This window comes from Sphingopyxis panaciterrulae (assembly GCF_014199295.1).
In the GTDB taxonomy this organism is placed as follows: Bacteria; Pseudomonadota; Alphaproteobacteria; order Sphingomonadales; family Sphingomonadaceae; genus Sphingopyxis; species Sphingopyxis panaciterrulae.
Window position 1 is genome coordinate 34,291 of sequence record NZ_JACIJH010000009.1, and the last position, 22,800, is coordinate 57,090.

Here is a 22,800-nt window from a genome sequence, read left to right on the forward strand (position 1 = left end):
TGATCGGCCTCGTCATCTTTTGTCTGACACGTCAGACGCAAGAGACCGTTGGAATATCGTCGATTTCCGGCTATAGTCGGCCTGCTTCATGACCCCGTGCTCAAAGGCTCCAACCAGGAGCTTTTTGCATGGCGCGCTTTTCTCTGCGTCTCGACGATGCCCTCTACGACCGCTTGCTGATAGCGGCCGACGCGGCGGACACGACTCCATCGGCCTATGTCCGGGACCTGCTCGAACGTCTCGACGGCGCCGACCCGTTCGGCTTCCATGCCCACATCAACGAACTCCATTCGACCGTCATCCAAATGCTCGCGATCCTCGCGACCGATGTCGGTCGCCGCGATCCTGAAAGCCTGGCCAAGGGGATGGAGGACACTCGCCGCCTGCTCCTCGAGCGGGGGCTGATCACGCCCGAAGACCTTCCCGGTGCGGGGGGAGGGACGGGCGCATGAGCATCTTCCGCAACGATACGCTCGGGAGCTGGACACGCGGTGGCCAGGCGATCGTCCACAATGTCCGCATGACCACCCAGGTCTTCTATCAGACCTGTCTCGCAGGGCTCGCGATCTGGGTGATCGGCGCCGTCTGGTACGCCTTCGAGAAGTCGACCGAATATCAGCGCTTCGTCCTGACGAAGCTGGTCGAAGCCACCTTCAAGGCCGATGCCGCTCCGGGAACCAACGACCCCGTTCTCTTCCGCACGCCGGCGGGTAAGGAATATTGGACCTCGGCCGACTGGCTGCTGGAATCCGCGATCGCAAAAGAGGCGCTGAAGAAACTTGAAGGCGACCTCCTTACCGGCGCCGTGCTCGCCGGCCTGTTCGCCCTCGCGGCGCTCGTCATCGCCTGGTTCGCTTTCACCCGAACGGGGAGGGGGCTCGGGTCCAACGAATATCTGCGCGGCGCGCGCTTCGGCACACTGCGGCAGGTCCGCCGGGCGCTGCGGGGCGAGCGCAAAGGGAGCTTCGCGATCGGCGGGATCAACGTGCCGCATGCGTTCGAACCGGAACATGTCCTGATCTGCGGCGCTCCCGGCACGGGCAAGACCAACATGACCGTCAAGATGCTCGACGGCATCCGCGCCGAGGGCAAGCGGGCGATCGTCTATGATACCGCCGGCACCTTCGTCGAGAAGTTCTACCGCAAGGGTAAGGACATCCTCCTCAACCCCCTCGACGAGCGCACCGCGGTCTGGTCGCCGTGGGTCGATGTGCCGCGCGACTATCATTACGACCAGATCGCGGAATCGACGATCCCCGACAAGCATGGCGACCCCTTCTGGCCGAAAGCGGCGCGCGGCACGCTGGTCGCCGTGCTGCGCAAGCTGGCGGCGCAGGGGCGGACCTATGTGTCGGTCCTGCTCCACACCGTGCTGCGCTCCCCGCTCAAGGATCTCGCCGCTTTCGCCGCAGGGACCGATGCGGCCGCGTTCATCAGCCCCGAAGGCGAACGCACCTCGGCGGGCATCCAGGCTGAACTTGCGTCGGTCATGCGCAGCTTCGCCTATCTCGACGATACCGAGGATGGGCTTTCGATCCGCGACTGGGTGACGACGGAAGGGGACGACAGCTGGCTCTTCATCACCGTGAAGGCCGACCAGCTTCCCTCGCTTCGCCCCCTCATCACCGTATGGCTCGATATCGCGATCAGCGCCATCATGAGCCTCGCTCCCGATCGCGAACGGCGTCTCTATTGCGTCATCGACGAGCTCCCCTCGCTGCAGAAACTGCCGTCGCTGTCCGACTTCCTCGCCCGCGCGCGCAAATATGGTGGCTGCGGCATATTGGGGTTCCAGAGCTACCCGCAACTCGAAGCGACATACGGCATCCAGGATGCCGCGGCGATCACCGGCTATTGCTCGACCTGGGTGGCGCTCCGCGCCAACGACACCCCCACGGCGAAGCATGTCAGCGAGAATCTCGGCCAGGTCGAACAGGTCGAGGCGAACGAGGGCATGAGCTATGGCGTCAACGACATGCGCGACGGGGTCAATCTCTCTCGCGTCCAGGTGACGCGGCCGCTCGTCATGCACACCGAGGTCACCAATCTCGCGAACCTGTCGGGCTATTTGCGGTTCGGCCGCGACCTGCCGGTGATCCGCTTTGCGGACAGATATAATGAAGTGCTGTCGATCTGCGACGCCTTCATCGAGCGCAAGGAGACACCATTCCGATTTGAGCCGCCGCCCGCTTTGCCGTCTCCACCCGCAACAGTTCCAGCGAAGGCGACAGCCCCCCGCAAACGGACGAGGAAGCAGATGCCGGACCGCTCGAATCCAGAACTGCCTCTCGAACCGACTGCCGCGCCGACACCGGATCCGTCGAGCTGGGATCGTGACGGCGAGGTTCGGCAGCCGTCCGAAGGCGACACGCCCGAACGCCCGCCTGCGTCGTTCGAGATTGTGGTCCCGCCATGGAACCATGTTCTGCGCCAGCACGGCCGTCCCGGCGGGCGCCGCAAACCCGCGAAGCCGGCATGATTCATCCGACGCGGCTTTACGGTAAACCCGGTAATATCGCAGGCTATTATGGGGTCGGCGACTATTATACGAAGGATGGCGACCAGGAGCCAAGCGAGTGGGGCGGCAAACTCGCCGCCGATCTCGGGCTCGATGGCCCTGTCGACACCAAGGTCTTCGAGACCCTGCTTGCCGGCAAAGTGGGCGATCAGCAGCTTGGCCGCCACCGCAAGGACGGCCAGATCCACCATCACCCCGGCTGGGACTTTCCGGTCAATGCGCCCAAGTCCGTGTCCATCATGGCGCTGGTCGGAGGAGACGAGCGCATCATCGCCGCACACGAGCGCGCGGTCGGGACCGCGATCGGCTGGCTCGAGGATCATGCCCAGACGCGCCGCCGTATCGACGGCAAGGTAACCTATGAGACAACCGGGCGGCTTGCCTATGCGCGCTTCACCGAATTCTCGTCGCGCGCGCTCGATCCCCACCTCCACACCCATATCGTCATACTCAACATGACCAATCGCGAGGGCGAGAGGCACATGGTGAGCCTCGAATCGCTGGCGATGTATGCCGAATATATGACGGCGGGGCAGATTTACCGAAACGACCTCGCGCATCGTCTTCGCGAGCTTGGTTATGACATCGACTATGATCCACGCAGTGGGCTGTTCGAGATCAGGGGCGTCCCGAAGGCGCTCATCGCCGACATGTCGCAGCGCGCCGAACAGATCGATACGCATGCGAGGGAACATGGGCGCGAGGGGCAGGCGGCCCGCAAGGGTTCCTTCTATGCGACGCGGCCAGCCAAGCAGACCATCGACCTCGAAAGCCTTCGCGATCAGTGGGCGACGCGCATGCGGCCCTATGCGCAGGACCTCGAAGCCCTGCGGGCAACGAGCGACGAGCGCGGCGTGAAGGCGATCGATACCGAACCCGCCGCCGCGCGCCGCGCGACGCTATTCGGTCTCCGCCAATCCGAAGCCCGGGAGGCGGTCAATAATTTGGGGCGGCTCGTGCGAACCGGGCTCGCGTCGCATGTCGGCGAGGTTCGATTGAGCGATGTGCTTCCGCTGCTTCGCGAGCATGAGGCACGATGGAAACTGCTCAGGACCACCGAGCCGACGGGTGACCAGATCCTGACGCGGGGTCGGACCTCGCGCAAAACGGCACGGCTCGAAATTGCCTTGTCGACCCAACTGTCGCTGAGCCTGGACGACACCGTGCCGCTCGCGGGTCGCGACCGCATCCTCGCGGTCCTCGACGGATCGATCCTGAATGGGGATCAGCGCGATGTGCTGGCCCATCTCGCGCAGTCGAACGATCGCGCTGTCGGTGTCGACGGGGTTGCGGGCTCGGGCAAGTCCACGCTCGTCAAAGTGCTGAAGGATGCGGCCGAGCCCGGCTGGACCTTCATCGGCCTGGCTCCCACCTCGACCGCCGCCGGGAAGCTCGGCCATGATGCCGGGATCGAGTCCCGGACAGTCGCGATGCTCCTCGCCACCGGCGGACGCGACATTACCGACCGCCATGTCCTCGTCGTCGACGAGGCGGGGCAGCTTGGCAACCGGCAGGCACTGCGGCTGCTTCAGGTCAGCCACGATACCGGCGCTCGCATCCTCTTTCTCGGCGACGACAAGCAGACCGGCGCGATCGAGCAGGGCAAGGCTTTCTGGCTGATGCAGCAGCTCGGGCTTCCGACGAGCGCCCTCAGCCAGGCCATTCGCCAGGAAACCGGCATGATGAAGGCGGCGGTCGCGGCGGCGCGGGTCGGTGATTATGCCCGCTCGCTGCGCCATCTCGGTGCCGTCACCAGCGGAGGCGACAGCAAGGAACTGGCCAGGAGTCTCGTCGCCGACTGGACCCGTTTGGACCCGGAGAGCCGGTCGAAAACAAATATCCTCGTTCTCGACAATGAAACCCGCCAGCTTGTCAACCTGATGGTCCGCGAGGTGCTGCAGAAGGAGGGCAGGGTCGCGCCCGAGGAGACGCCACTCGAATTGCTCCGGCCTGCCGGAATGACCGACCAGGAAAAGCGGCTCGCGCGCTTTTATTCGGGCGGGCAGGTGGTGATCTTTTCGCGCGACGATGCGGGCCTCGGTATCTCGCGCGGCGCGGAATATCGCGTCGAGGGCGTCGAGAAGGACGCGCGCGGGCGGCAGCTCGTTCGGCTGGTCGATGAAAATGGCCGCACGATCCTCTGGAATCCGCGTGTCGGGCGGGCCGCGCAGGTCAATGTGTTCGTCGCTGACAAGCGTAACCTTGCCGCGGGCGATCGCATCCAATGGCGCCTTGCGGCGAAGGATCTCGATCTCAAGAACGCGGAACGGGGGACGATTGAAAATCTCGACGGCACGCGTGCGACGATCCGCTGGGACCGCAAGAGCGACCCGCAGGTCGTCGACCTCGCGAAACACAAGACATGGGATCATGGCTATGCCGAGACCGTCTATTCGTCGCAGTCGAAGACCTATGACCGCGTTTATGTGCTGGCGCCGCTGAATTCCGGGTTGGTCAACGGCCAGAATTACTACACGGCGATCACGCGCGCGCGGTTCGGCGTGAAGCTCTGGACCCAGAATGGCGAGAAACTCGCCGAGAAGCTCGAGGCGCATTCCGGTGAGAAGACCTCGGCGCTCGAGGGGCTGGGCCGCCTATGGCGCGATAGCATCCGGGCTCGCGGAGAACGACATGGCGATCTGCTTGGGCAGGCGCGTGAGGACATGCTGCGGCAGCGCGCCGAACGGGCCGAGCGGCGGGCCGCGCGCGAGCGGGACTGGGAGCAGGTCTTGCGCCCTACGAGCCTCGCCGAGCGCCTGGCGGGCCGCGCGCACCAGGCCGCTCATCGGTTCGATGATTATCTGCGCGGCGTGCTTGCCGATGGCCCGCCTATTGCGCCCGAGCGGGCGCCCGACCGAACGCCCGAGCCAGCGCGAGACCACGCCCCCTCCCATAAAGGACATGATCGATGAAAGACACGATATGGATCGCGGCCGCGGCGGTCGCGGTCGCCATTCTCGTTTTCGGGCTGGCGAAACGATGGCGTGGGAAGGCGACGCATCGCTGGCGACGGCGGCAGGCGCTCGCGATGTGCGACCAACTCCAGGGGGACGACCGCGATCAGCCGCGGGGGCTCATCTATGCCCGGCGTCGCGCCATGGACGCGCTGGCTTTCGAGGAACTGGTCATCGAGGCGTTCGAGTGGCGCGGGAACCGGGTGGTTCGGAGCCGGCGATACAGCGGCGACGGCGGCGTAGACGGCGAAGTGATCATCGGTGGAAAGCGCGTTCTGCTCCAGATGAAACGCTATCGCAGAGCCATTCGACCCGAGCATGTCCGTGCCTTTGTCGATCTTTGCGCCAGACGGCGGGCGCGGGGATTGTTCATCCATGCAGGTCGCACCGGTGAGGCGAGCCGGGCGGCGGTCGATGCATCGCAGCATGTGGACATTGTGTCGGGCGACCGGCTGATCGACTTGCTGACGGGAAGGCCCTGTGCGGGAGCGAAAATGCCCGACCGGACCAGAAGGCCGAAGCGAGGCTCTGCGTATCTCCTGCTCCTCGTTATCGCCATTTCGCTCGCGTTCTTCGGGGGCGATGGAAAAGCTTGGGCGAAATCGGGAAGTTCCTTGCACGAGGCAAAGGTCTCGGCCTGCATTCGAAAAGCTGCACATGGGAAGCTGTGGCTCGAACGCACGCTTTGGGCGCTGCGCGATCAGGAAGGCGGGTGGATCGGCGCGGCGGTTGCCAACACCAATGGCACACATGATCTCGGGCCGCTGCAGGTGAACAGCTGGTGGGTGCCCAGGATCGCTGGGCTCGTGAAACGGCCAGAGACCCATGTGCGATACTGGCTCCAGAATGACGCCTGTTTCAATGTCGAGGCCGCGCGCTGGATATTCCTGTCCGGTCTTGCCGCCACGGGCGATTATTGGAAGGCTATCGGCGTTTATCATAGTCCAACGGCCTGGCGGCAGGCGCGCTATGCGAAGGCTGTCGCGTTTCATTTGCGGCGCCGTTTTGGTCGATAGACGGTGGTTCGTGCAATCGGCATATCACCGGAACCATGGCCCGCTGAATGGGTCCGCGAGATAGCGCTGCGCGGTCTTGACGAGGCGTTGAACGCGCGACCGATAGGACGCGTTTTCTACCCGCCAGCGGCAGGGTGTCACTGTCTTCCCAAAAAGTCCTTGCGCAATCATCTTCTGAGACGCTCCGGCTGCAAGAGCATCCGCCGTTCGCAACTCGAGTATCCAGCGCGCCGCGCGCGTTTCTCGTGGATGAAGCGATGCCGGCATTTCGCCGTGCTCCGCCAGGGCAACCAATTGCCGCAATGCTGCGATTTTCGGAACCGCGGAATTCAGGCCGCTGATCTCGTGCTCGAGAATGGCGGACCTTCCAAGCAACGTCCCATCACGGTGCATCAATCTTATCAGCCAGCGACCGTCCGAAAAGAGCCAATGTTCGGCATGCGCTTCGTCGATCGCAACGGACAAATAGTCCGCGAGTGCAAGGATATCGACAGTGTCTCCTGGAGCATTCTTCTGGCTTCCCGCCCGTGTGCGGAGCACCTTCGGATCGGTAGCCGGGGTCCAGATTGGACGGGCCTCAGGGGCGGTTGTCGACGGGTCTATCCACGTGAGCAGGCCGACGCGGGTCGGAGCATGGGCCGGGAGACGATCCCGGATTGCCCAAAGGCGGCGATATCTGGTTGTTCGTCGCAGCCATTCCCAGGCGAAGGCGCGGCGATCGCAGTGCATCAGCGCGGAATATTCGTCGGCCACCTGCCAATCGGCCTCAGGTGGATCGCGGTTCATGCAATATAGCCGGAATATAGTCGGAATATTTGCATGAAGCGTCGCCCCGGTCCTTCCGCATTGCCGTCAAATTCAGAAAATCGTTCGGCGCGTCTGGCCGAATGACGCCGCATCCTTTCGCGAGGCTCGAAAGTGCCGGTGCGGGGGTGGGCGACGATGGGATTGGGGGGCTGACGATCGCCCGGCGCCTTCATGCGGTGCCGGGGGCAGGGTTAGCCGATTATTCGGCACCTTCCGCGAAATAGGCGCGCAGTCGGTGCGCGACCTCGCGCTCGATCGTGACGATGCTCCGCCTCCCATCGAACAGGTCGGGGGTCCGCCGCAGGATGCCCGCGTCGCACAGCTTCTGCGCGAGCCGCAGAGCGCTGGTCATCGGGATGCCGGAGGCGATGCACATGGGGTAGAGATAGAGGGATTTGCCTTCGCACTCGTGGATAAACAGGTCGAGCAGCATGTCCCACGCTGGTTCGATGAAAAGCTCCGGTGCCCCGACAAGTTGCCGGCGAAGGAAGCGCCTGCGCTGCGCCGTGCGCGCATTGGCCACGATGCGTTCCGTTCGATCACGCCGATCCGAGCTGGTTTCCGGACTCCGCAGGATGAACGAGAACAGACCGCTGCGACGCGGTTTAGCGCCATCCATGACGCGATTGGTGTCACTTGCGGTCACCACGATATGATCAACCAGGCGGATGTCGAGCGAGCGGGCAATCTCCTCAAGGCGCCGCGTCGCGCCAATGTCCTCGTCACTGGGATTGGGATCGCCGCTCGGATGATTGTGCACAAGAATGATCGCGGCTGCATTGTGCTCGAGCGCCCGACGAAAAATGACCCGAGGGTAGAGTGCCAGATAGGACAGGGTGCCGCTTTGCAGATGCTCATCCGCAATGAGGTGCCGCGACGCATCCAGGAATAGAATGCGAAGATGTTCATCGGCGAGCGAGCCCATTGAGGCGATGAGGTATTCGCGAAGATTTGCGTCGGCGGGGTCGATCCGCCTCGAATGCAGCTTGGCTCGCATCGATTCGACCATGGCGTGCCGCGCGCTTTGAAGCAGTTCGATCACCGATCGGCGGTCGCCGAGAATGCGGCGAAGCGCCTCGGGGGTCTGGACCCAAATTCGGTCCAGGCTTCGAAACTCGCCGAGGAGCGCGCCAGCTAATTCTTCGCTGTCGTTCGGGGAAATCGCTGCGATGAGATGTGCCAGGACGGATCGTTGCCGGTCGTACGAAGCCGCCGGTGGTGTCGCCAGGTTGCGAGTAGAAGGAGGGGCGGAACGAGCCAGGAGGCCGCCACCTGCATGATCATGTACGCTGCAGGATCCATCTGGAGATTGAAGACGCGGCTGAAATGGGCCAGCAACGGCAGAATATGGAGCACCGCGGCCATCATCGGCCAGAAGCGATGGGCGAAAAGGGCGAGCAGCAAGGTCGCTGATGCGCCGAATCCATCGATGAGCAAATGCCCGAAGTCGAGAACGGCATATTCGGGCGCAACGAACCTGTGCAGCAGAAAGTCGGCGCCGACCATTGTCGATGCAATCCCCGCCATCACCCGTTCCGGGCCGCCACCACGCCAGGCGGCGTAGCCGAGAGCCGCGAGCAAGAGCAGGGCGAAAATGGCGACACGCATTCCGCTCCTGTTTCACGCGCGCGACTCCCGGTCAAATTCTAAGCTGCCACGGCGTGCAGCCGATAGACGGCCGAGCGTTGTGGACATTCCTCATGCAGATCATATCCGGCTGTCTCCCGGCCGATCGCCACGAGCTCTCCATGGACACGCAGGACGTCACCACCTGCATCGATCAGCGCCATCTGGGCTTTGGCGAGGCGCTGGATCGTGGCTTGTCCCTTCGCGGCCGGCACGCCCTCGGTGTCGCGCCGTGCCGTCACGACGCTCGCCATGAGGGAGGAAACGGCGATCAGCGCGTCGTCGATGCGAATCTCGGCCGACGGTACTTGCTGCTGCAATTGCACGGCGAGTGATGTGAGTTGTTCAGACATGACTTCTCCTTTGCCGGGGCGCAGGCCCCGACCCTTGGTGCTTCGAGAGTTGAGGGAGTTCAGCCGGAGATGAGCCGCGTCAGCGCCTCGGCAATACCCAGCCCGCCAAGCAGGGAGATCACCACCACCATAAGCATTGCTGCGGTGATCATGAACCTTGCCGTCAGAACATGGTCGTGCCTCCAGATCGTCCCGGACGACAGGCTTCCGCCCAATAATCCAGCCATCAATTTCTGTCTGTCGTGGACATCGAGATATTGAGGTGGATCATCGTCCGGGAAATCGGATGGCGCAAAGGAAGGCTGGATGGGAAGCTCCACCGGATCGTATGCGATCCGATCGCATATGCTTTTCAGCTGTGCATAGCGGATGGCGGCGTCGTCTCGATTGGCGGCTGCGAGGATTTTTCGCGCGGCCGCGATCCGCTGATCGACAGTATATCTGGAGATCCCGAGTTCGCGTGCAATCTGTTTCGACGTCTTGCGCTCAAGCACAAGGTCGAGACAGGCACGCTGCTTCTCGGTCAATAGCGCCCATTGCCTTTGATCAGCCGCGCCAGGATTCCGCGCCCCTTCCATGGAGAGGCAGTTTCGTGACATTCGATCGCAAGACAAGAAATAATTGCCTTCCAGATTCCTCTTCGAGACTGGTTCCCGAACAAATGTTTCCTGCATGGACGGATCAAGCCCTCTATGCCTGCTGAAGGCTCTGGCCCGGAAACAATCCCCAATCTGGTTCTAACTTGCGAATATGTTTGAAATATATTTGCCCATAAATAGCCTCTCTCCTCGTTCCGGCGCTGCCGATTGACCAACGGTGGGCGTCACAGCCGGGCCGCAGCCTGCTTGAGAGGGTTGCCGCCCGGCATCGAACGGGGGTCATGTCGTGCGGTCAGGCTTGAGGACGCCGCCGACGTTGGCAATGGGTCGGAATGCCTACGATCGAAGCCGCGAGGCAGCTCGAGCGCGACGTCATGGCCGTCGATACCGAGGACGCGCTGATCGATATTCTTCAGGAAATATGCGCAAGGCTGGGCTGTGCCTGGTTCGCGCTGAGCCATCATATCGACTTTCTCGGCGCCCCTGACAGGGGCGTTCGGGTTCATAATTATCCGGAAGGCTTTGCGCACTGGTTCGATCAGAATCGTCTTGGCATCTCGGATCCCGTCCATCGATACAGCCATCGAAAGGCGGCAGGGTTTCTTTGGCGAGATATGATCATGGCCCATCGGCCGCGACCCGAAGATACCGAGGTACTGGAACGCGCGCGATGTCACGGAATTAGCGACGGGCTGACGATACCGGTGCATCTGCCCGGGGAGGCACACGGTTCCGTATCGTTCGCGTGGACGGATCCCGATACCATGCCTCTCGAATCTCTCGCATTCGCGCAAAGCATCGGAGCCTTCGTCTTCGAGGCCGCGCGGCGGCTCGCCGATCCGGTATTGCCGGAGGATCGTCCACGCCTTACCGACCGGCAGATCGAGTGCTTGATGTGGGCGGCCCGCGGCAAATCCAATTCGGTGATCGCCCAGCTTCTCGATCTCAGCGAGGACACCGTGCGGGAGCATTTGCGCAATGCACGCGCGGCCTATGATGCGCCGACCCGAATAGTGCTCGCCATTCGCGCCTTGTTCGACAGCACGATCTGCTTCGGAGATGTCGCCAGGCGCTGACCCCCCCTTTGTGTTATGGCGCCGCCGCCTTTCCCGGTTCAATTGGCTTGTCTCTTGTCAACAAGGAGACAGTCCATGCTTCTCACCGTAGGACAGAATAGCCGCGATCGCGAACATGTCGCGCTTCGCTCGATGTTCGCTGCTCGCAAGCGCGTCTTTGTCGATCTTCTGAAATGGGACCTTCCGGTTCTGGCGGGTCAATATGAAGTCGATCATTTCGACGACGTCCACGCAACCTATCTGATTGTCACCGACGATGCGGGCGAACATCTCGCCTCGGCGCGCCTGTTGCCGACCACGCGGCCGGCCCTTCTCGACAGTCTTTTTCCGTTTCTCGTCGCCGGGCCAGTACCGCAGGGCGAGCGGATCGCCGAGATCACGCGCTTTTGCCTGTCGCGCGATGCAAGCGCTCGGGAACGACGCGTCGCCCGAGACACGCTGTTGGTCGGACTCGTCGAGCATGCCCTTGCCAACGGGGTCGATACATACACGGGCGTCGCTGAACTTTCCTGGTTTCGCCAGATCCAGACTTTCGGATGGCGCTGCCGACAGCTTGGCGAAGCGTGTGAACATGATGGCCGGCTCCTCGTCGGGCTTCGGATCGATATCGATAACCGAACCGCCGCGCTGCTCGCGTCCGCCGGCATCCGCGCCGCTTCGAATGCGGTGCCCGCGGCGGCACAAGCTGCCTGAGCAGGGGGATATGATCATGATCGACCTAACTAGCGACGTCCTCCAATTTGAGGCCACAACCACTACCGATGGGCTGATGGATGACGGCTACACCATCATCCACAGCGCCGTGTCTCGCGAATTGCTCGAGGCGATCGACGCGGAACTCGACGAGCGATTTAGAAGCACGCCCTTTTGTGAAGGCGGCTTTTACGGGGAAAGGACGAAGCGCTTCGGCAGATTGCTGATCCGGTCGGATCACGTCGCACAGCTCGTCATGCATCCGACTATAAGGGCGCTCGCGGAAACAGCGCTCGGGCCATGGTGCGATCGAATTCAGCTCAACCTCACGCAGGCAATCGAGCTTCATCCCGGCGCATTGCCGCAATTCCCGCACCGCGACCAGGACATGTGGGCTGGGGACATCGGACAGCGCGAATATCTGATCAATGCCATGTGGCCGTTGACGTCGTTCACTGAGGAAAATGGGGCCACGCTGCTCTGGCCCGGAAGCCATGGACGGCGAGCTTTGACCGACGCCGGCGAAGGTCCGATGATCGTCGCGGAAGCCGAACCCGGCGATGCGATCGTCTTTCTGGGTTCCACGCTCCACGGCGCCGGCGGCAACGACAGCGCGGATGTGAGACGCGGGATCATCGTCAGCTATAGCCTCGGATGGCTCAAGCCATATGAAAACCAGTGGCTGGCCTATCCGCCGCATATCGCGCGCGGGTTCCCTCGCGAGTTGTCTGAACTGATCGGTTACGCGCAGCACCGGCCTAACCTCGGAAACTTCGAGGGACGATGTCCTTCAGTCCTCTTCGACGGCGACCCGGATGCAGCCTTGGCCGCAGTCGATGCTCTCCGTCCCGACCAAGCGGAGATGCTTGCCGACTATGTTGCCGCTCAGCGGCCGGCGAGCACGGCGGAAGGCAGAAGGTCATGAGTCCCGGGGCCACGATGGAGCGCGTCTATCTCGAGCTCAAGGCACGTATTATTGGCGGCGCTTATCCTCCCGGCACGCGCCTCGATCCATTCCATCTAGCGAAGCGGCTGGCTGTGAGCCCGACGCCTGTTCGCGAGGCGCTCCATCGTTTGTCGGGCGAGCGCATCGTCGACAGCTGGCACCAGGAGGGCTTTAGGCAGCCGATCTTCGCCGAGGCGGATCTTTGCGATCTCTATCACTTAGGAAGCGGACTCATAGGACTTGCGCTTCGCGATCCAGCGCTCCAGCTTTCGAAACCGGGCGCATCGCTCGCGGTGATAGAGATCGAAGATTATCCGGGCCGAGTCGCGAGGCTGTTTCGCGCGATCGCTCTTCTCAACGGAAATCGCGAACTTGGCTACGCAATCATCAATGTGGTCGAGCGAAGCGAGTTCTTCCGAACCGCTGAGGTACGTACTGACCCGATGGCCGGGGAGCTTCTCGCATCGATGGAGGCAGCCTTTCGGAATGCAGACTGGGACGAGCTGCGTCGGAAAAGCGGTCTTTTCCATCGAAGAAGGGTCGCGCACGCTGGAAGGGTCGCTGCCGAATTGCGACCGCGTTCGCAGACAATCGAATGATATTTTACCGATCCGGAAAGTACATAAACTCTATTTTTTCAAGAGGCGTAGCTTCTTCGGTGCCGCAATTCCGCGGTATTTGGAGAAAACGATCATGGATCGCGAAACCAACGAACTGATCGAACTCGGCAGCGTCACGACCGACACCGCCGGCGACGATCCGCTGGGCATCGAAGGTGCCGGCAAGTTCAAGGTCACCGGGCTCACCCAGGACTGACCATGGCGCCGGGGGTCGGGTCAGCCGGCCCCCGGTTTCGAGGACTCCCTGATCGCGGAAAGGAAGAGACGATGAAACGCGAACCCAAGGATCTCGTCGAGCTCGGCTCGGTCAGCAACGACACCGCCGGCGACGACGGCCTGCCGATCGAGTCGGGCGGCCGCATGCTGCGCCCCGGCCTCACCGAAGACTGAAGGCGTTCGGGAACCCGGCCCGAACCGGGTTCCTGCGCGTCCGTTCGGCATGACGACTGGCTGGCAGCTTTCGGCGGGAACAGGATTTTGCGAAGTCGGCACCGACCTCGTCTTTCTCGATCTCGCGCGTGACAAATATCTGGCCCTTGGGGGAGCGGATCGCGCAGCGTTCGACAGGTTCCGGCGGCGCGAAGTCAATGACTCCGATGCGATCGGCCGCCTCGTGAGCACGGGGCTTATCGCCCGTTCCGATCAGCCGACGGAGATCGCGCCGACAAGGGTCGACGTTCCGTCGGCCGACCTCGTTCATCTCGGCGAGGGCCGACTCGACCCGCGCATGGCGATCTCGGCAGCGTTCGCGCTTCGTTGGGCGCGCCGGGCGATGCGGCCCGACCGGATCGCCGCTACCGTCGCGGAGCTGGCTGCGAAGAAGCGGGTGCTGGGCGTGCCGGGGGCGGAGGATGCGGCGACGCGGCACGCCGCAGCCTACGCCGCGTGCCGCTGGCTCAATCCGATCCCGCCGCGCTGCCTCATCGATGCGCTGGCCCTCGACCGGATATTGCTTGGTCGCGGTCTCGCGGTGAGCCTCGTCTTCGGCGTGCGAACCTCGCCATTCAACGCCCATTGCTGGCTACAGACGCCGGAGACGATCCTGACGGGATCCGCTGCCGAAGCGCGAAACTTCACGCCGATTCTGGTCGTCGGATGAGGCGCGGCGTCCTGGCCTTTCTCGGTGCTCCCGAACAGGCCACCAAGGTCGCACTGGCGGCCGAGAGATGCGGCCTGACTGCAGTGGCGGTGGAGCCGGATCTCATCATTTGGGCGGGCGAAGCGCTCGATGCACGGCGGCTGCCGGGCGGCGCTCTGGTGCTCGGAGACATTTTCTCGCGGAGCGGTGCGACGGTACAGGAGCCGAGCGACGGGTGGGGCAGCTTCATTGCCATTGCGCGCTGGGGAGATACCGTCTCGGTCGAGCGAGCAGCATTAACCGGGATGCCAATTTACTGGACCCCGCATTCGGGCGGCATCCTCTGCGCGAGCCATCTCGACCTGATCGCCGATTTGCTGCCCGGTCAGGCGATCGACTGGGACTTCATCGGCCAGGCGCTCGTCTACAGCAACTTGCGCACCGATCGCACCGGGCTTGGTTCGATCCGCGAATTGCTCGGCGGCTGCCGCCTTGCCTTTGACGGAAGACGTGCCGAGGTCGAATGCCTCTGGTCCCCTTGGCCGCATGTCGCGGCGCGCAATGACGAGGGTGTATCGGAACTCGCGTGCATGCTGGAGCGGCGGATCGATGCTTGCATCCGGGCGTGGAGCCAGGGCCGGGACGGGATTGTTCTCGAACTCTCCGGCGGCCTCGACTCCTCGATCGTGGCGGCGTCGCTTGCCGGCACGGGCGCCGGTTTCTCGGCGATCAATTTCGTGACGCCGGGCGCCGATGGCGATGAACGGCACTTTGCGTGCGCGGTCGCCGCGCGCTGCGGGACGGAGCTGGTCGAGGCGATGAATGATGAAGGTCGGATCGATCTTCTCGCGCCGCCCGTTCATCTTCATCCGCGCCCCGCCGCCTATGGCGTCCTCGGCGGTATCGATGCGGCCTTTGCCGATGCCGTGGCTGGCGGAGACCGTCCGATCATCGGCGGGATCGGCGGCGACAATGTCTTTGGCTTCGACAGCTCGATCGGACCGGCCGTCGACGCCTTCGCGGAATTTGGCTTCTCGCGGCGCACCATCCACGCCCTTCGCGATGTGGCGCGTGCCGGCGGGGCGACGATCTGGGAGGCGGCTCGCTTACTGTATCGTGCGCAGAGGGCTGGGCCCCGACAAGCTTGGCCGCGCGAGACCAGCTTCTGTGATGCGGTCGCGATGCCCACAATGCCGTTCGAACACCCCTGGGATGCAGGCGCCGCTGAGGCTTCCCGTGCCAAGCGGAAGCATGTCGAAGCGATCCGCCGCATCCTCGACTTCGCCGACCGGCCCGACCGCTGGTACGGCCGCGACGTCATCGCACCGCTGCTGTCGCAGCCCGTCGTTGAACTCTGCCTCTCGATCCCGAGCTGGTCCTGGTTTGCGGGAGGCCGAGACCGCGCGATCGCGCGCGCGGCCTTTGCGAAGCGGCTGCCGGCGGAAGTCGTCTGGCGCCGCGACAAGGGGCGGCTTGAATCGCTCTGCACCGCCGCCTTCCTGCGTCAGCGCGCCGGTCTCCGCGAACTGCTGCTCGGCGGTCGGCTGGCGGAGCGGGGATTGCTCAATCGCGCTGCGATCGCGGCCTACATCGACGCCGCCGATGTCGTCGATAACTTCGACTATTTCCGGCTGCTCGAGATCGCCGATGTCGAGCGCTGGGTGCGCGCGGTTGAGACTTCCTCCTTCTTCGGTCCCAGCTCCGACCAGCGTCGATGCTGATCTGCCTTCACGGGATCGGAATCGATCTCGCCCTTCAACCAGAAGCGAAACCAGTCGAGGTTGCGCTGATAGGCGGCAAACTTTTGTCGAGGTTCGACCTTGATATGGGGGGCGAAGGGAAAGATGTGGAGTTCGGCAAGGCGTGCCGTCGCGAGCTTGCTGAACAACTCGAGCGACAGCCGTGCCTCATGCTCGGGCAGCTGCATCAGCAGCGGGGCGTGGATGCTCTGCGTATCGAGCGCCGCCGAAATGCGCTTCCATCCCTCGGGCGATTCCTCCGGCGACCCGATCTTCCAGACCTGGTGCACATTGTCGGTGAAGGTGTCGCGACCCGGACGCGCATTGAACCAGTAATAGCTGGGCTCAAGCTGGACCGAGGCGATCGACGCGGCCTTGAGGAGGCTGCTGTGTCGGAGCGTCCACATCGTCACTTCGCTGCCGAAGCTGAGTCCGCCCATGCCAACACGCGCTGGATCGATGAGCTCGCGCTTCGCGAGAAGGTCGATCGCTCCGCGGACGGCTTCCTGGCCTTGCGCATAGCGCGCTTCGCCGGTCTCGGCATTCGGCATCGCATTGATGCAGAGCGCCGCGATGCCGTTCGCCGCCAGCGCGCGCAGCGGCCACTCGTCGCCGACGCCGCCGCGCAGCCACCCGTTGCAGCGATAATAGGTGATGAAGAGCGGCAGCCGCCCGGGGATCTTCGGGCGTATGAGCACGCCCGACGCACGGCTGCCGCTCACCTGCCATGCGATGGTTTCGGCAAGGAGCCCTTCGCGGTCAGGATCGGGATTGGGGGAAGCGATGATCGTCATACGACCGTCGCGGTCGATGCGGACGAGTCGCGGCGGAATGTCGGCAGCGGCTTCGACGCAGAAGACGTTCCCCATCGTCTCGGAACAAGGGAGGTAATAGGCGCGGCCGCCCGAGAGCTGGCCAGGAGAGGCTGCTAGTGGCAGCAATTTGCCGTCGCGCGCCGACCAGACATATAGAGATTGGCGGAAGTCGCTGTCGTGGAGTGCGACAATCGCCTTGCCGTCGCCCTTCCGGATCCACCACGACAGGCGAGCGGCATTCGGGTCACAGCCCTCGCCCGGCTCGCAGACCCCTCGTGCCTTCAGGGCTGCGCCAATCGGCGCCGGGAGATCGGCGACTTTCAGGAGGGCAGGGCGTGGCGGTGCGAGCAGGACCTTGTCCGCGTCACTCACGCTGCCGGCGTTCGATACCCCCGCGATGCGGATATGAAAATTCCGCGGTTGCGACGCGAGAAGAGGTGCGCGGTCGAACCAGTCGCCGATGAACCGCTGCGAGGCGGGCCGGCCATTGATGAGAGCGCCGTGATAGAGAGGTTGGGCGAGGTCGGTGCTGCCGTCGACGAGGATCCCGGTCTCGCGTTCCCGGTCTTCGGCGCGCGCGATCGCGTCGCGCGACGGCCCCTCCTGTATGACCAAGGCGCCGTCGGCACGGAACGCGAAGGCCTCGACATCGCCGTCGCTATCTGCGAGCAGTTGAAACCCCGAGCCGTTGACCGGGCTCGCCCAAAGCGCGATCCGGCCATCGACGAGCCCCCGGACGACAAGCGTATGGCTGTCGGGTGACCATTGGGCCTCGCCGGGGACGATGCTGCCGGCATCATCGGACATCGCGGTGCCGAGGCGCCCGAGCGCGCGGGGCGCCCCACCGCCGTCGGCTGGCGCCAGATACCAGTCGACATCGATCCGGTTGGTCACAATCGACGGCCGCTCGATGCGGTAGGCAACCCATCGCCCATCGGGTGAGGCCGCGAGCCCGGAAATGTCTGCTGTTTCGGTGATGTCGCGCACTGTCGACTGGCTGGCCGCGGGCGATGCCGCGGCCAGCAGGGCGAGTGCAAGCGCTGCCCGTCCTACCACCGGATGACGGCCTGCACCGAAATCATCCGCCCGATGGGACTCGCCTTCTCGGGATCGTAGCCCGTCGCGGAGGTCGCGCTCCGGTTCAGGACATAGGGCGGGTCCTTGTCGAACAAGTTGGAGACTGAGAGACCAAGCTGGAGGCCGCGGCCATCTTCGCCTCCCCGTCCGCCGATCCGCTGCGACAGGGTGAGGTCGACGGTGGTCCACGGCGAGACGGGTTCCGCCGGCACGGCGGTCTGGTTCACATAGCCATCGGTGTAATTGACGAAGGCGTTGGCCGAGAAGCCACCCTTCGACCAGCCGGCGCGGCCGCGTAGACGCCACTTCACTGGGCTCGCATAGAGGCCCACGACATTGGTACTCGGCGCGCCCGGCGTAAGCTGGCGCTTGATCGAGAAGATGTGCGTGCCGGCGATCCCGAGATCAAGCGTGCCGCCCGCGACCGGTGGCGCATAACCGAGATCGAAGTCGATTCCGCGCTGCCGCTCCGCGGAGAGGTTGCGGGTCTGACCATCGAGGATGGCAACGATGTCGGTCGGTGCAGCTCCCAGCGGATTAAAGAAGGTCGGCTGGTTGAAATAGAAATTGACGAGGTCGAGCGGCGGATTGTCAGTGATCACCCCGCCGAAGACGTCGCGGTTCGACAGGAAGCGGAGATAATCCTCGGTCACCGTGCCGATCCGGTCGCGATAATCGACATCATAATAGGTGAGCGATGCCCGGAGACCCGGCAGCGAGGGCGACGCGATGTCGAACCCCGCGGTCCAGGTCGTCGCCTTCTCGGGCTGGATATTCGGCGCATAGCCGAACAGTGCGAGGACGGTCGACTGGCCGGTCGGCGAGGCGGGGTTCGGAACATTCTCGACCGAATAGAGCGAGAGCGCCGGCCCGATCAGCTCGTCGAACAGAGGGGCCCGGAACGAGGTGCCGTAGGAGCCGCGCAGCGAAATCCCTTCGACGGGTTCCCAGCGGACGCTGGCCTTCGGGTTTTCGGTGCGCCCGAACTGGTTGTAATCCTCGATCCGGCCCGCGACCGAAATCTCGAGGCGCCAGAAACCCGGAACCGCATTGTCGGGACCGACAATCGGGACGTTGAGCTCGGCATAGACTGACTTTACGTGCCGGGGTCCGGGGAGGCCCGGGTAAGGGGCATTGTCCGGTGTCGCGGCACTTACGTCATTCTTGACGAAATAATCATAGGCCTCGCGCCGATATTCGGCGCCGACGGCGATACGGACGTTGCCAGCGGGTAGCGCGAACAGCGGGCCGTCGGCGCGGAGTGCGCCCGACCAGTTCGAATAATCGTCAATCGTCCCGTAGCTGCCGCGGATGCGGTCGATCGTCGCGGGATTGTTGGCTCTGCCATCACCGAACACATTGAGTGCGGTCGCCGGATTGGTGTCGGCGAGCGCAGCGGTCAGCCGCCCATTGTTGACGAGATTGGTATAGTCCGCCGTGCCTCGCTGGCGGCCATAAGCCCCCCCGAGCGAAATGCTCCAAGGACCGAGCCGCTGTTCGAAGCCTCCCGAGACGTTAATCGCACGCACGCGGCCCGAACGGATCTCGCGGCCCATGTCGTTGGCGAAACTATAGGTGACCTGCACCGGCTGATTGGTCCCGATCGGGTCGACATAAAAGGGGTTGGTGACCGGCACGCGCGAGACACGGAGAAAGTCGCCCTTGGCGATGCGGCGGAAATCGCGCTGTGCCGCAAGGACATTGGCGCGCAGTGTCAAACCGTCAGTGATCGCGAGTTCGCCGCCACCATAAAGGCTGTGAACGCGTTGCCGCGGCAGGATGTCGCTTTCGGCGCGGCCATCGCGCTGGTTTTGGACGCCGGGCAGCAGCTGTGCGGCGGTGAGCGCGGTGCCGTCTTGGCCCGCCGGGATGCCGAAGATCTGGTCGTTGGCGGCGCGGATCGTACCCGGGACGCTGGTGGTTGATCGGAAGTCGGGGCCCCCGAACGGGCGCAGGTCCTCGCGAAAATAATCGCGCTTTGCGCCCGCCAGAGCGCTGCGGTTCGAAAATTGATAGGCGAGGACGACATGGCCGCTGCTCCAGCGCTTGCCGAGCAACTGGCTGAACTGCACTTCGGACATGTCGCCGTCGGCGGTCCCAGCGCGCAGCATCGTCTCAGCACCCTCGAACCTGTTGCGGAGCCGAACGTTGACGACACCTGCAACGGCATCCGCGCCATAAATCGCCGACGCCCCATCGGTGAGCACTTCGATCCGTTCGACAGCGCCCATCGGGATCAACGAAATGTCAGCGAACAGCCCGCCGACGCCGCCGAGCGCGGGGCGCGAACCGTCGATCAATACAAGCGTCGACGACGTGCCGAGACCGCGGAGGTTGATGCTCGAACCGAGCGTTGCATCGTTGCCAGTGCCATTACGCGTCGTCGCACCGGTCGTGGCCTCATTCGAACCGCCGCCAAAGGCTTGCGGCAGCGACTGGAGTAGCTGTTGGACCGAGCCATAGCCGCTCTTCTCGATCGCTTGGCGGTCAAGCGTGACGACCGGCGAGCCGGTCGGTCCGGCACCCCGGATGCGCGAACCCGTCACGATGATTTCGCTACTAGCAATGTTGTCAGTCGAGCCGCCGGTCGAGCCGTTGGCAGCGACATCGCCGTTTCCCTCGCGCAGCACGAGCGTTCCATCGACAAGCTCGGGAATCAGTCCGGTCCCCGAAAGAAGACGGGACAGGGCAGCGTCGGGCGACAGGCGGCCCCGCACCTTGCGATTGCGCTTGCCTTCGAGCAGACTGGACGACGCAATGACGTCTCGCCCCGAAACCTGGGAATACTCGCGAAGAGCACCCGCCAGACGCTGCGGCGCGATGTCATAGCTCTGCTGATCAGCCTGCGCATAAGCGACGGGCGCGTGAAGTGCGATCGGCGCGGTGCTCGCCGCAAGAACAGCGGCCAGGAAATTCCTTCTCATCTTACCCTCCCGAGCGGCCTGGATGGCCGTCTGGAGGTGCAAGACGGGATTTGGAAAATTACTCCCCCCGGTTTTTATTCCTTGGTCAGGACGATCCCGCCACCAGTCTGCACCGCTTTCAGTCCGAAAGTTGCGCTGAGCTTGCGCGCCAGCGAAGCACTGTCGGATACGTCAAACCGGCCCGTCACCTTGAGCACGCTCAAAGCGGGATCGGCGAGGTGGATCTGCTGACCGTTCACTCGATTGGCATGATCGAGAACTTCGCTGAGCGATAGATTATCGGCTACGACACGGGATGTGGGCGCTGCCACTGGTACCGGTGCTGTCATCGGAGGCGAAGAAGCTTCCGGCTTCAAATCGGAAGATGCGACGCGGCGAGGCTCATCGCCTCGAACCTCGGCGGCTTCGCCAGGTTTCAACCTGACGGCTTGCCCGCCTTGCTTCGTCGATCGCACGTCCACCGATCCGCTGATCAGCCGGACTAGTGGAGCCGGACGTGTCAAGTCGATCTCGAATACGGTGCCCAGCGCCACGACCTCGGAATCGCCGATGATGACGCGGAACGGACGCGAGGCATCATGAGCGACGGTGAAGCGCGCACGCCCACCGGTCATGACAACTTGCCTTTCACGATCCGAGAAATGCGTTTCCACCGTCGTGCCGTCGAGAATCTCGACCACCGTTCCATCGGCCAACCGAACATTGCCCCTATCCGTCGATGGCGTCGCAATTATCGTCACGGTCCGCGCTTGACCTATGTACCAGGCGAGACCGAATGTGAGCGCGATAGCGACGGCCAACGCTGTCGCCCGCCGCAGCTTCGACGGAGCGGGAGAGGCTGGCGTGTTCGCGAGAACCCGATCGGCTGAACTGCCTTCGAGAATCGTCCAAAGCCTTTCCGCTTCTGCATAGGCCGCAGCGTTTGCCGGATCGGCGATCCATTTATCGAACTCCGCACAGTGCTGCTCGGCATCACGCGTCCGCATACGCGCGAACCATTTGCCAGCTTGCGTCTCGCGGCTCATCAGCGGGATGCCTTGATGCGCAAGAGCGCGGTCATTGCCTTCGCGATCTGCTTCTCCACGCCCTTCTCGCTCATCCCTGTTTTTGCTGCGATTTCCTCATAGCTCATACCGTCGAACCTGTGCATCAGGAAGATGTCACGCGTTTTCGGCTTGAGGCGCGAAAGACGCTCCTCGACGCGCCGCATCATGTCGCGCGCTTCGAGCGCGTTGTGCGGGTCAGGGCCGGAAAATTCCTCGTCCTCGTAAACATGGTGCCTGGCCTTTGCGCCGAGCTTCATCACACGGCTTCGATCCGCGAAAATGTTGCGCGCAGCGCGCACGAGGTAAGCTCCCGGTTTTTCTATCTTGGCGACGACTTCGTCCTTGCTGGCGACGAGACGGAGGAAGCAGTCCTGAACGAGATCCCCGATATCCTGAGGATCGGCCCGCCGTCGTAGGAAACTGACCAACTGCGGCCTGTGCGCCGTGTAGATCGCCTCGATCGCGGCTTCCCGGCTACGATGGGTCGTTTCATCGCCCTGCGAATAACCTTCGCCGTTTACGCGCTGCCGAACGCCGTCCGCTCTATGTTCAGAATCCATCGAATTCGCCTTCCAGACGGACGGGAGGGCGGTCGAAATGCCGGGTGTTGAGAACATACTTGAGGCATGCGCCGCCGCCTTTAGCCCGAAGGCTTGTACATGCGCGACGGCCACCCGGACTCGAATGGCGAACAGGTTGGTCTCAAAGGGTTCTCAAGCCCCGGCATCGCGCCGCCTGCCAGCCCGATGCCCGTTCAGCATAGCCGCTCACTGGGCAAGGGCAAGACATATGCGGAACATGGCCCATTATGGACGGAAATCCGTCCATTTCGGACATCGCTGCCGGTAGGATGCTCTGCACCGCGGGTCCGAATGCGACGCCTTTTGCACCTGAAGAATGGAGGGGAGGGGGG

21 protein-coding genes are annotated in these 22,800 nt (G+C 63.5%); 12 read left to right on the forward strand and 9 right to left on the reverse strand.

Annotation, left to right across the window (positions count from 1 at the left end):
• The first annotated feature begins 128 nt into the window (after positions 1-128).
• Genes FHR21_RS13400 through FHR21_RS21180 form a run of 4 tightly spaced genes read left to right on the forward strand, consistent with a single transcriptional unit; the run spans position 129 to position 6,488 of the window.
• A complete protein-coding gene (locus FHR21_RS13400) occupies positions 129-452 on the forward strand; it encodes a hypothetical protein (RefSeq protein WP_184099134.1) in 324 nt (107 codons plus the stop codon).
• Positions 449-2,479: a type IV secretion system DNA-binding domain-containing protein gene (locus FHR21_RS13405; protein WP_184099136.1), complete on the forward strand. Its 2,031-nt coding sequence runs from the start codon at positions 449-451 to the stop codon at positions 2,477-2,479. The genes FHR21_RS13400 and FHR21_RS13405 overlap by 4 nt, the downstream gene beginning before the upstream one ends.
• A complete protein-coding gene (mobF, locus tag FHR21_RS13410) occupies positions 2,476-5,430 on the forward strand; it encodes a MobF family relaxase (RefSeq protein ID WP_184099138.1) in 2,955 nt (984 codons plus the stop codon). The genes FHR21_RS13405 and mobF overlap by 4 nt, the downstream gene beginning before the upstream one ends.
• Positions 5,427-6,488, forward strand: coding sequence for a restriction endonuclease (locus FHR21_RS21180; RefSeq protein ID WP_338113156.1), 1,062 nt, complete (start codon positions 5,427-5,429; stop codon positions 6,486-6,488). The genes mobF and FHR21_RS21180 overlap by 4 nt, the downstream gene beginning before the upstream one ends.
• Positions 6,489-6,512: 24 nt before the next feature.
• Here FHR21_RS21180 and FHR21_RS13425 read toward each other — a convergent pair whose 3' ends face one another.
• The 5 genes from FHR21_RS13425 to FHR21_RS13445 all read right to left on the reverse strand — a co-directional run bounded on the left by FHR21_RS13425 (position 6,513) and on the right by FHR21_RS13445 (position 9,948).
• Positions 6,513-7,274 carry a DNA -binding domain-containing protein gene (locus FHR21_RS13425; protein WP_184099140.1) on the reverse strand — a complete coding sequence of 254 codons (762 nt, stop codon included), beginning with the start codon at positions 7,272-7,274 and terminating at the stop codon, positions 6,513-6,515.
• Positions 7,275-7,494: 220 nt separating this feature from the next.
• Entirely contained in the window at positions 7,495-8,337 is an 843-nt protein-coding gene (locus tag FHR21_RS13430; protein WP_184099142.1) for a JAB domain-containing protein, read from the reverse strand.
• Positions 8,338-8,429: 92 nt separating this feature from the next.
• A complete protein-coding gene (locus tag FHR21_RS13435) occupies positions 8,430-8,903 on the reverse strand; it encodes a hypothetical protein (protein ID WP_184099144.1) in 474 nt (157 codons plus the stop codon).
• Between the two features lie 38 nt (positions 8,904-8,941).
• Entirely contained in the window at positions 8,942-9,274 is a 333-nt protein-coding gene (locus FHR21_RS13440; RefSeq protein WP_184099146.1) for a hypothetical protein, read from the reverse strand.
• A gap of 59 nt (positions 9,275-9,333) precedes the next feature.
• The gene (locus FHR21_RS13445; protein ID WP_246427221.1) at positions 9,334-9,948 is read right to left on the reverse strand and encodes a sigma factor-like helix-turn-helix DNA-binding protein; all 615 of its coding nucleotides are present in this window, start codon (positions 9,946-9,948) and stop codon (positions 9,334-9,336) included.
• Between the two features lie 257 nt (positions 9,949-10,205).
• Here FHR21_RS13445 and FHR21_RS13450 point away from each other — a divergent pair, with 257 nt between their 5' ends.
• The 8 genes from FHR21_RS13450 to FHR21_RS13475 all read left to right on the forward strand — a co-directional run bounded on the left by FHR21_RS13450 (position 10,206) and on the right by FHR21_RS13475 (position 16,007).
• Positions 10,206-10,949 (forward strand): LuxR family transcriptional regulator, encoded by a 744-nt coding sequence (locus tag FHR21_RS13450; protein WP_184099148.1) that lies wholly within the window; start codon positions 10,206-10,208, stop codon positions 10,947-10,949.
• A gap of 15 nt (positions 10,950-10,964) precedes the next feature.
• Positions 10,965-11,642 (forward strand): acyl-homoserine-lactone synthase, encoded by a 678-nt coding sequence (locus FHR21_RS13455; protein WP_420825286.1) that lies wholly within the window; start codon positions 10,965-10,967, stop codon positions 11,640-11,642.
• Between the two features lie 10 nt (positions 11,643-11,652).
• Complete coding sequence (locus FHR21_RS13460; protein WP_420825287.1) at positions 11,653-12,567, forward strand: phytanoyl-CoA dioxygenase family protein; 915 nt, start codon at positions 11,653-11,655, stop codon at positions 12,565-12,567.
• 14 nt (positions 12,568-12,581) lie between these two features.
• Positions 12,582-13,187: a GntR family transcriptional regulator gene (locus tag FHR21_RS13465; protein ID WP_184099150.1), complete on the forward strand. Its 606-nt coding sequence runs from the start codon at positions 12,582-12,584 to the stop codon at positions 13,185-13,187.
• A gap of 94 nt (positions 13,188-13,281) precedes the next feature.
• The gene (locus tag FHR21_RS21070) at positions 13,282-13,404 is read left to right on the forward strand and encodes a hypothetical protein (protein ID WP_276569275.1); all 123 of its coding nucleotides are present in this window, start codon (positions 13,282-13,284) and stop codon (positions 13,402-13,404) included.
• 71 nt (positions 13,405-13,475) lie between these two features.
• Positions 13,476-13,598 (forward strand): hypothetical protein, encoded by a 123-nt coding sequence (locus tag FHR21_RS21075; protein ID WP_276569276.1) that lies wholly within the window; start codon positions 13,476-13,478, stop codon positions 13,596-13,598.
• A gap of 49 nt (positions 13,599-13,647) precedes the next feature.
• Positions 13,648-14,307, forward strand: a complete 660-nt coding sequence (locus FHR21_RS13470) for a lasso peptide biosynthesis B2 protein (RefSeq protein WP_184099152.1) — start codon at positions 13,648-13,650, stop codon at positions 14,305-14,307.
• Positions 14,304-16,007, forward strand: coding sequence for an asparagine synthase-related protein (locus tag FHR21_RS13475; RefSeq protein ID WP_184099154.1), 1,704 nt, complete (start codon positions 14,304-14,306; stop codon positions 16,005-16,007). Before FHR21_RS13470 ends, FHR21_RS13475 begins: the two co-directional genes overlap by 4 nt.
• On the opposite strand, the gene FHR21_RS13480 is transcribed toward FHR21_RS13475, so the two are convergent.
• From FHR21_RS13480 to FHR21_RS13495, 4 genes are all read right to left on the reverse strand, one after another.
• Positions 15,908-17,896 (reverse strand): Atxe2 family lasso peptide isopeptidase, encoded by a 1,989-nt coding sequence (locus FHR21_RS13480; RefSeq protein WP_184099156.1) that lies wholly within the window; start codon positions 17,894-17,896, stop codon positions 15,908-15,910. The two genes, FHR21_RS13475 and FHR21_RS13480, sit on opposite strands and share 100 nt — an antisense overlap.
• Complete coding sequence (locus FHR21_RS13485; RefSeq protein WP_184099158.1) at positions 17,890-20,841, reverse strand: TonB-dependent receptor; 2,952 nt, start codon at positions 20,839-20,841, stop codon at positions 17,890-17,892. Before FHR21_RS13485 ends, FHR21_RS13480 begins: the two co-directional genes overlap by 7 nt.
• A gap of 74 nt (positions 20,842-20,915) precedes the next feature.
• On the reverse strand, positions 20,916-21,866 hold the full coding sequence (locus FHR21_RS13490) for a FecR family protein (protein ID WP_184099160.1): 951 nt from the start codon (positions 21,864-21,866) through the stop codon (positions 20,916-20,918).
• Positions 21,866-22,561, reverse strand: a complete 696-nt coding sequence (locus tag FHR21_RS13495) for a sigma-70 family RNA polymerase sigma factor (RefSeq protein ID WP_184099162.1) — start codon at positions 22,559-22,561, stop codon at positions 21,866-21,868. Before FHR21_RS13495 ends, FHR21_RS13490 begins: the two co-directional genes overlap by 1 nt.
• Positions 22,562-22,800 lie beyond the last annotated feature (239 nt).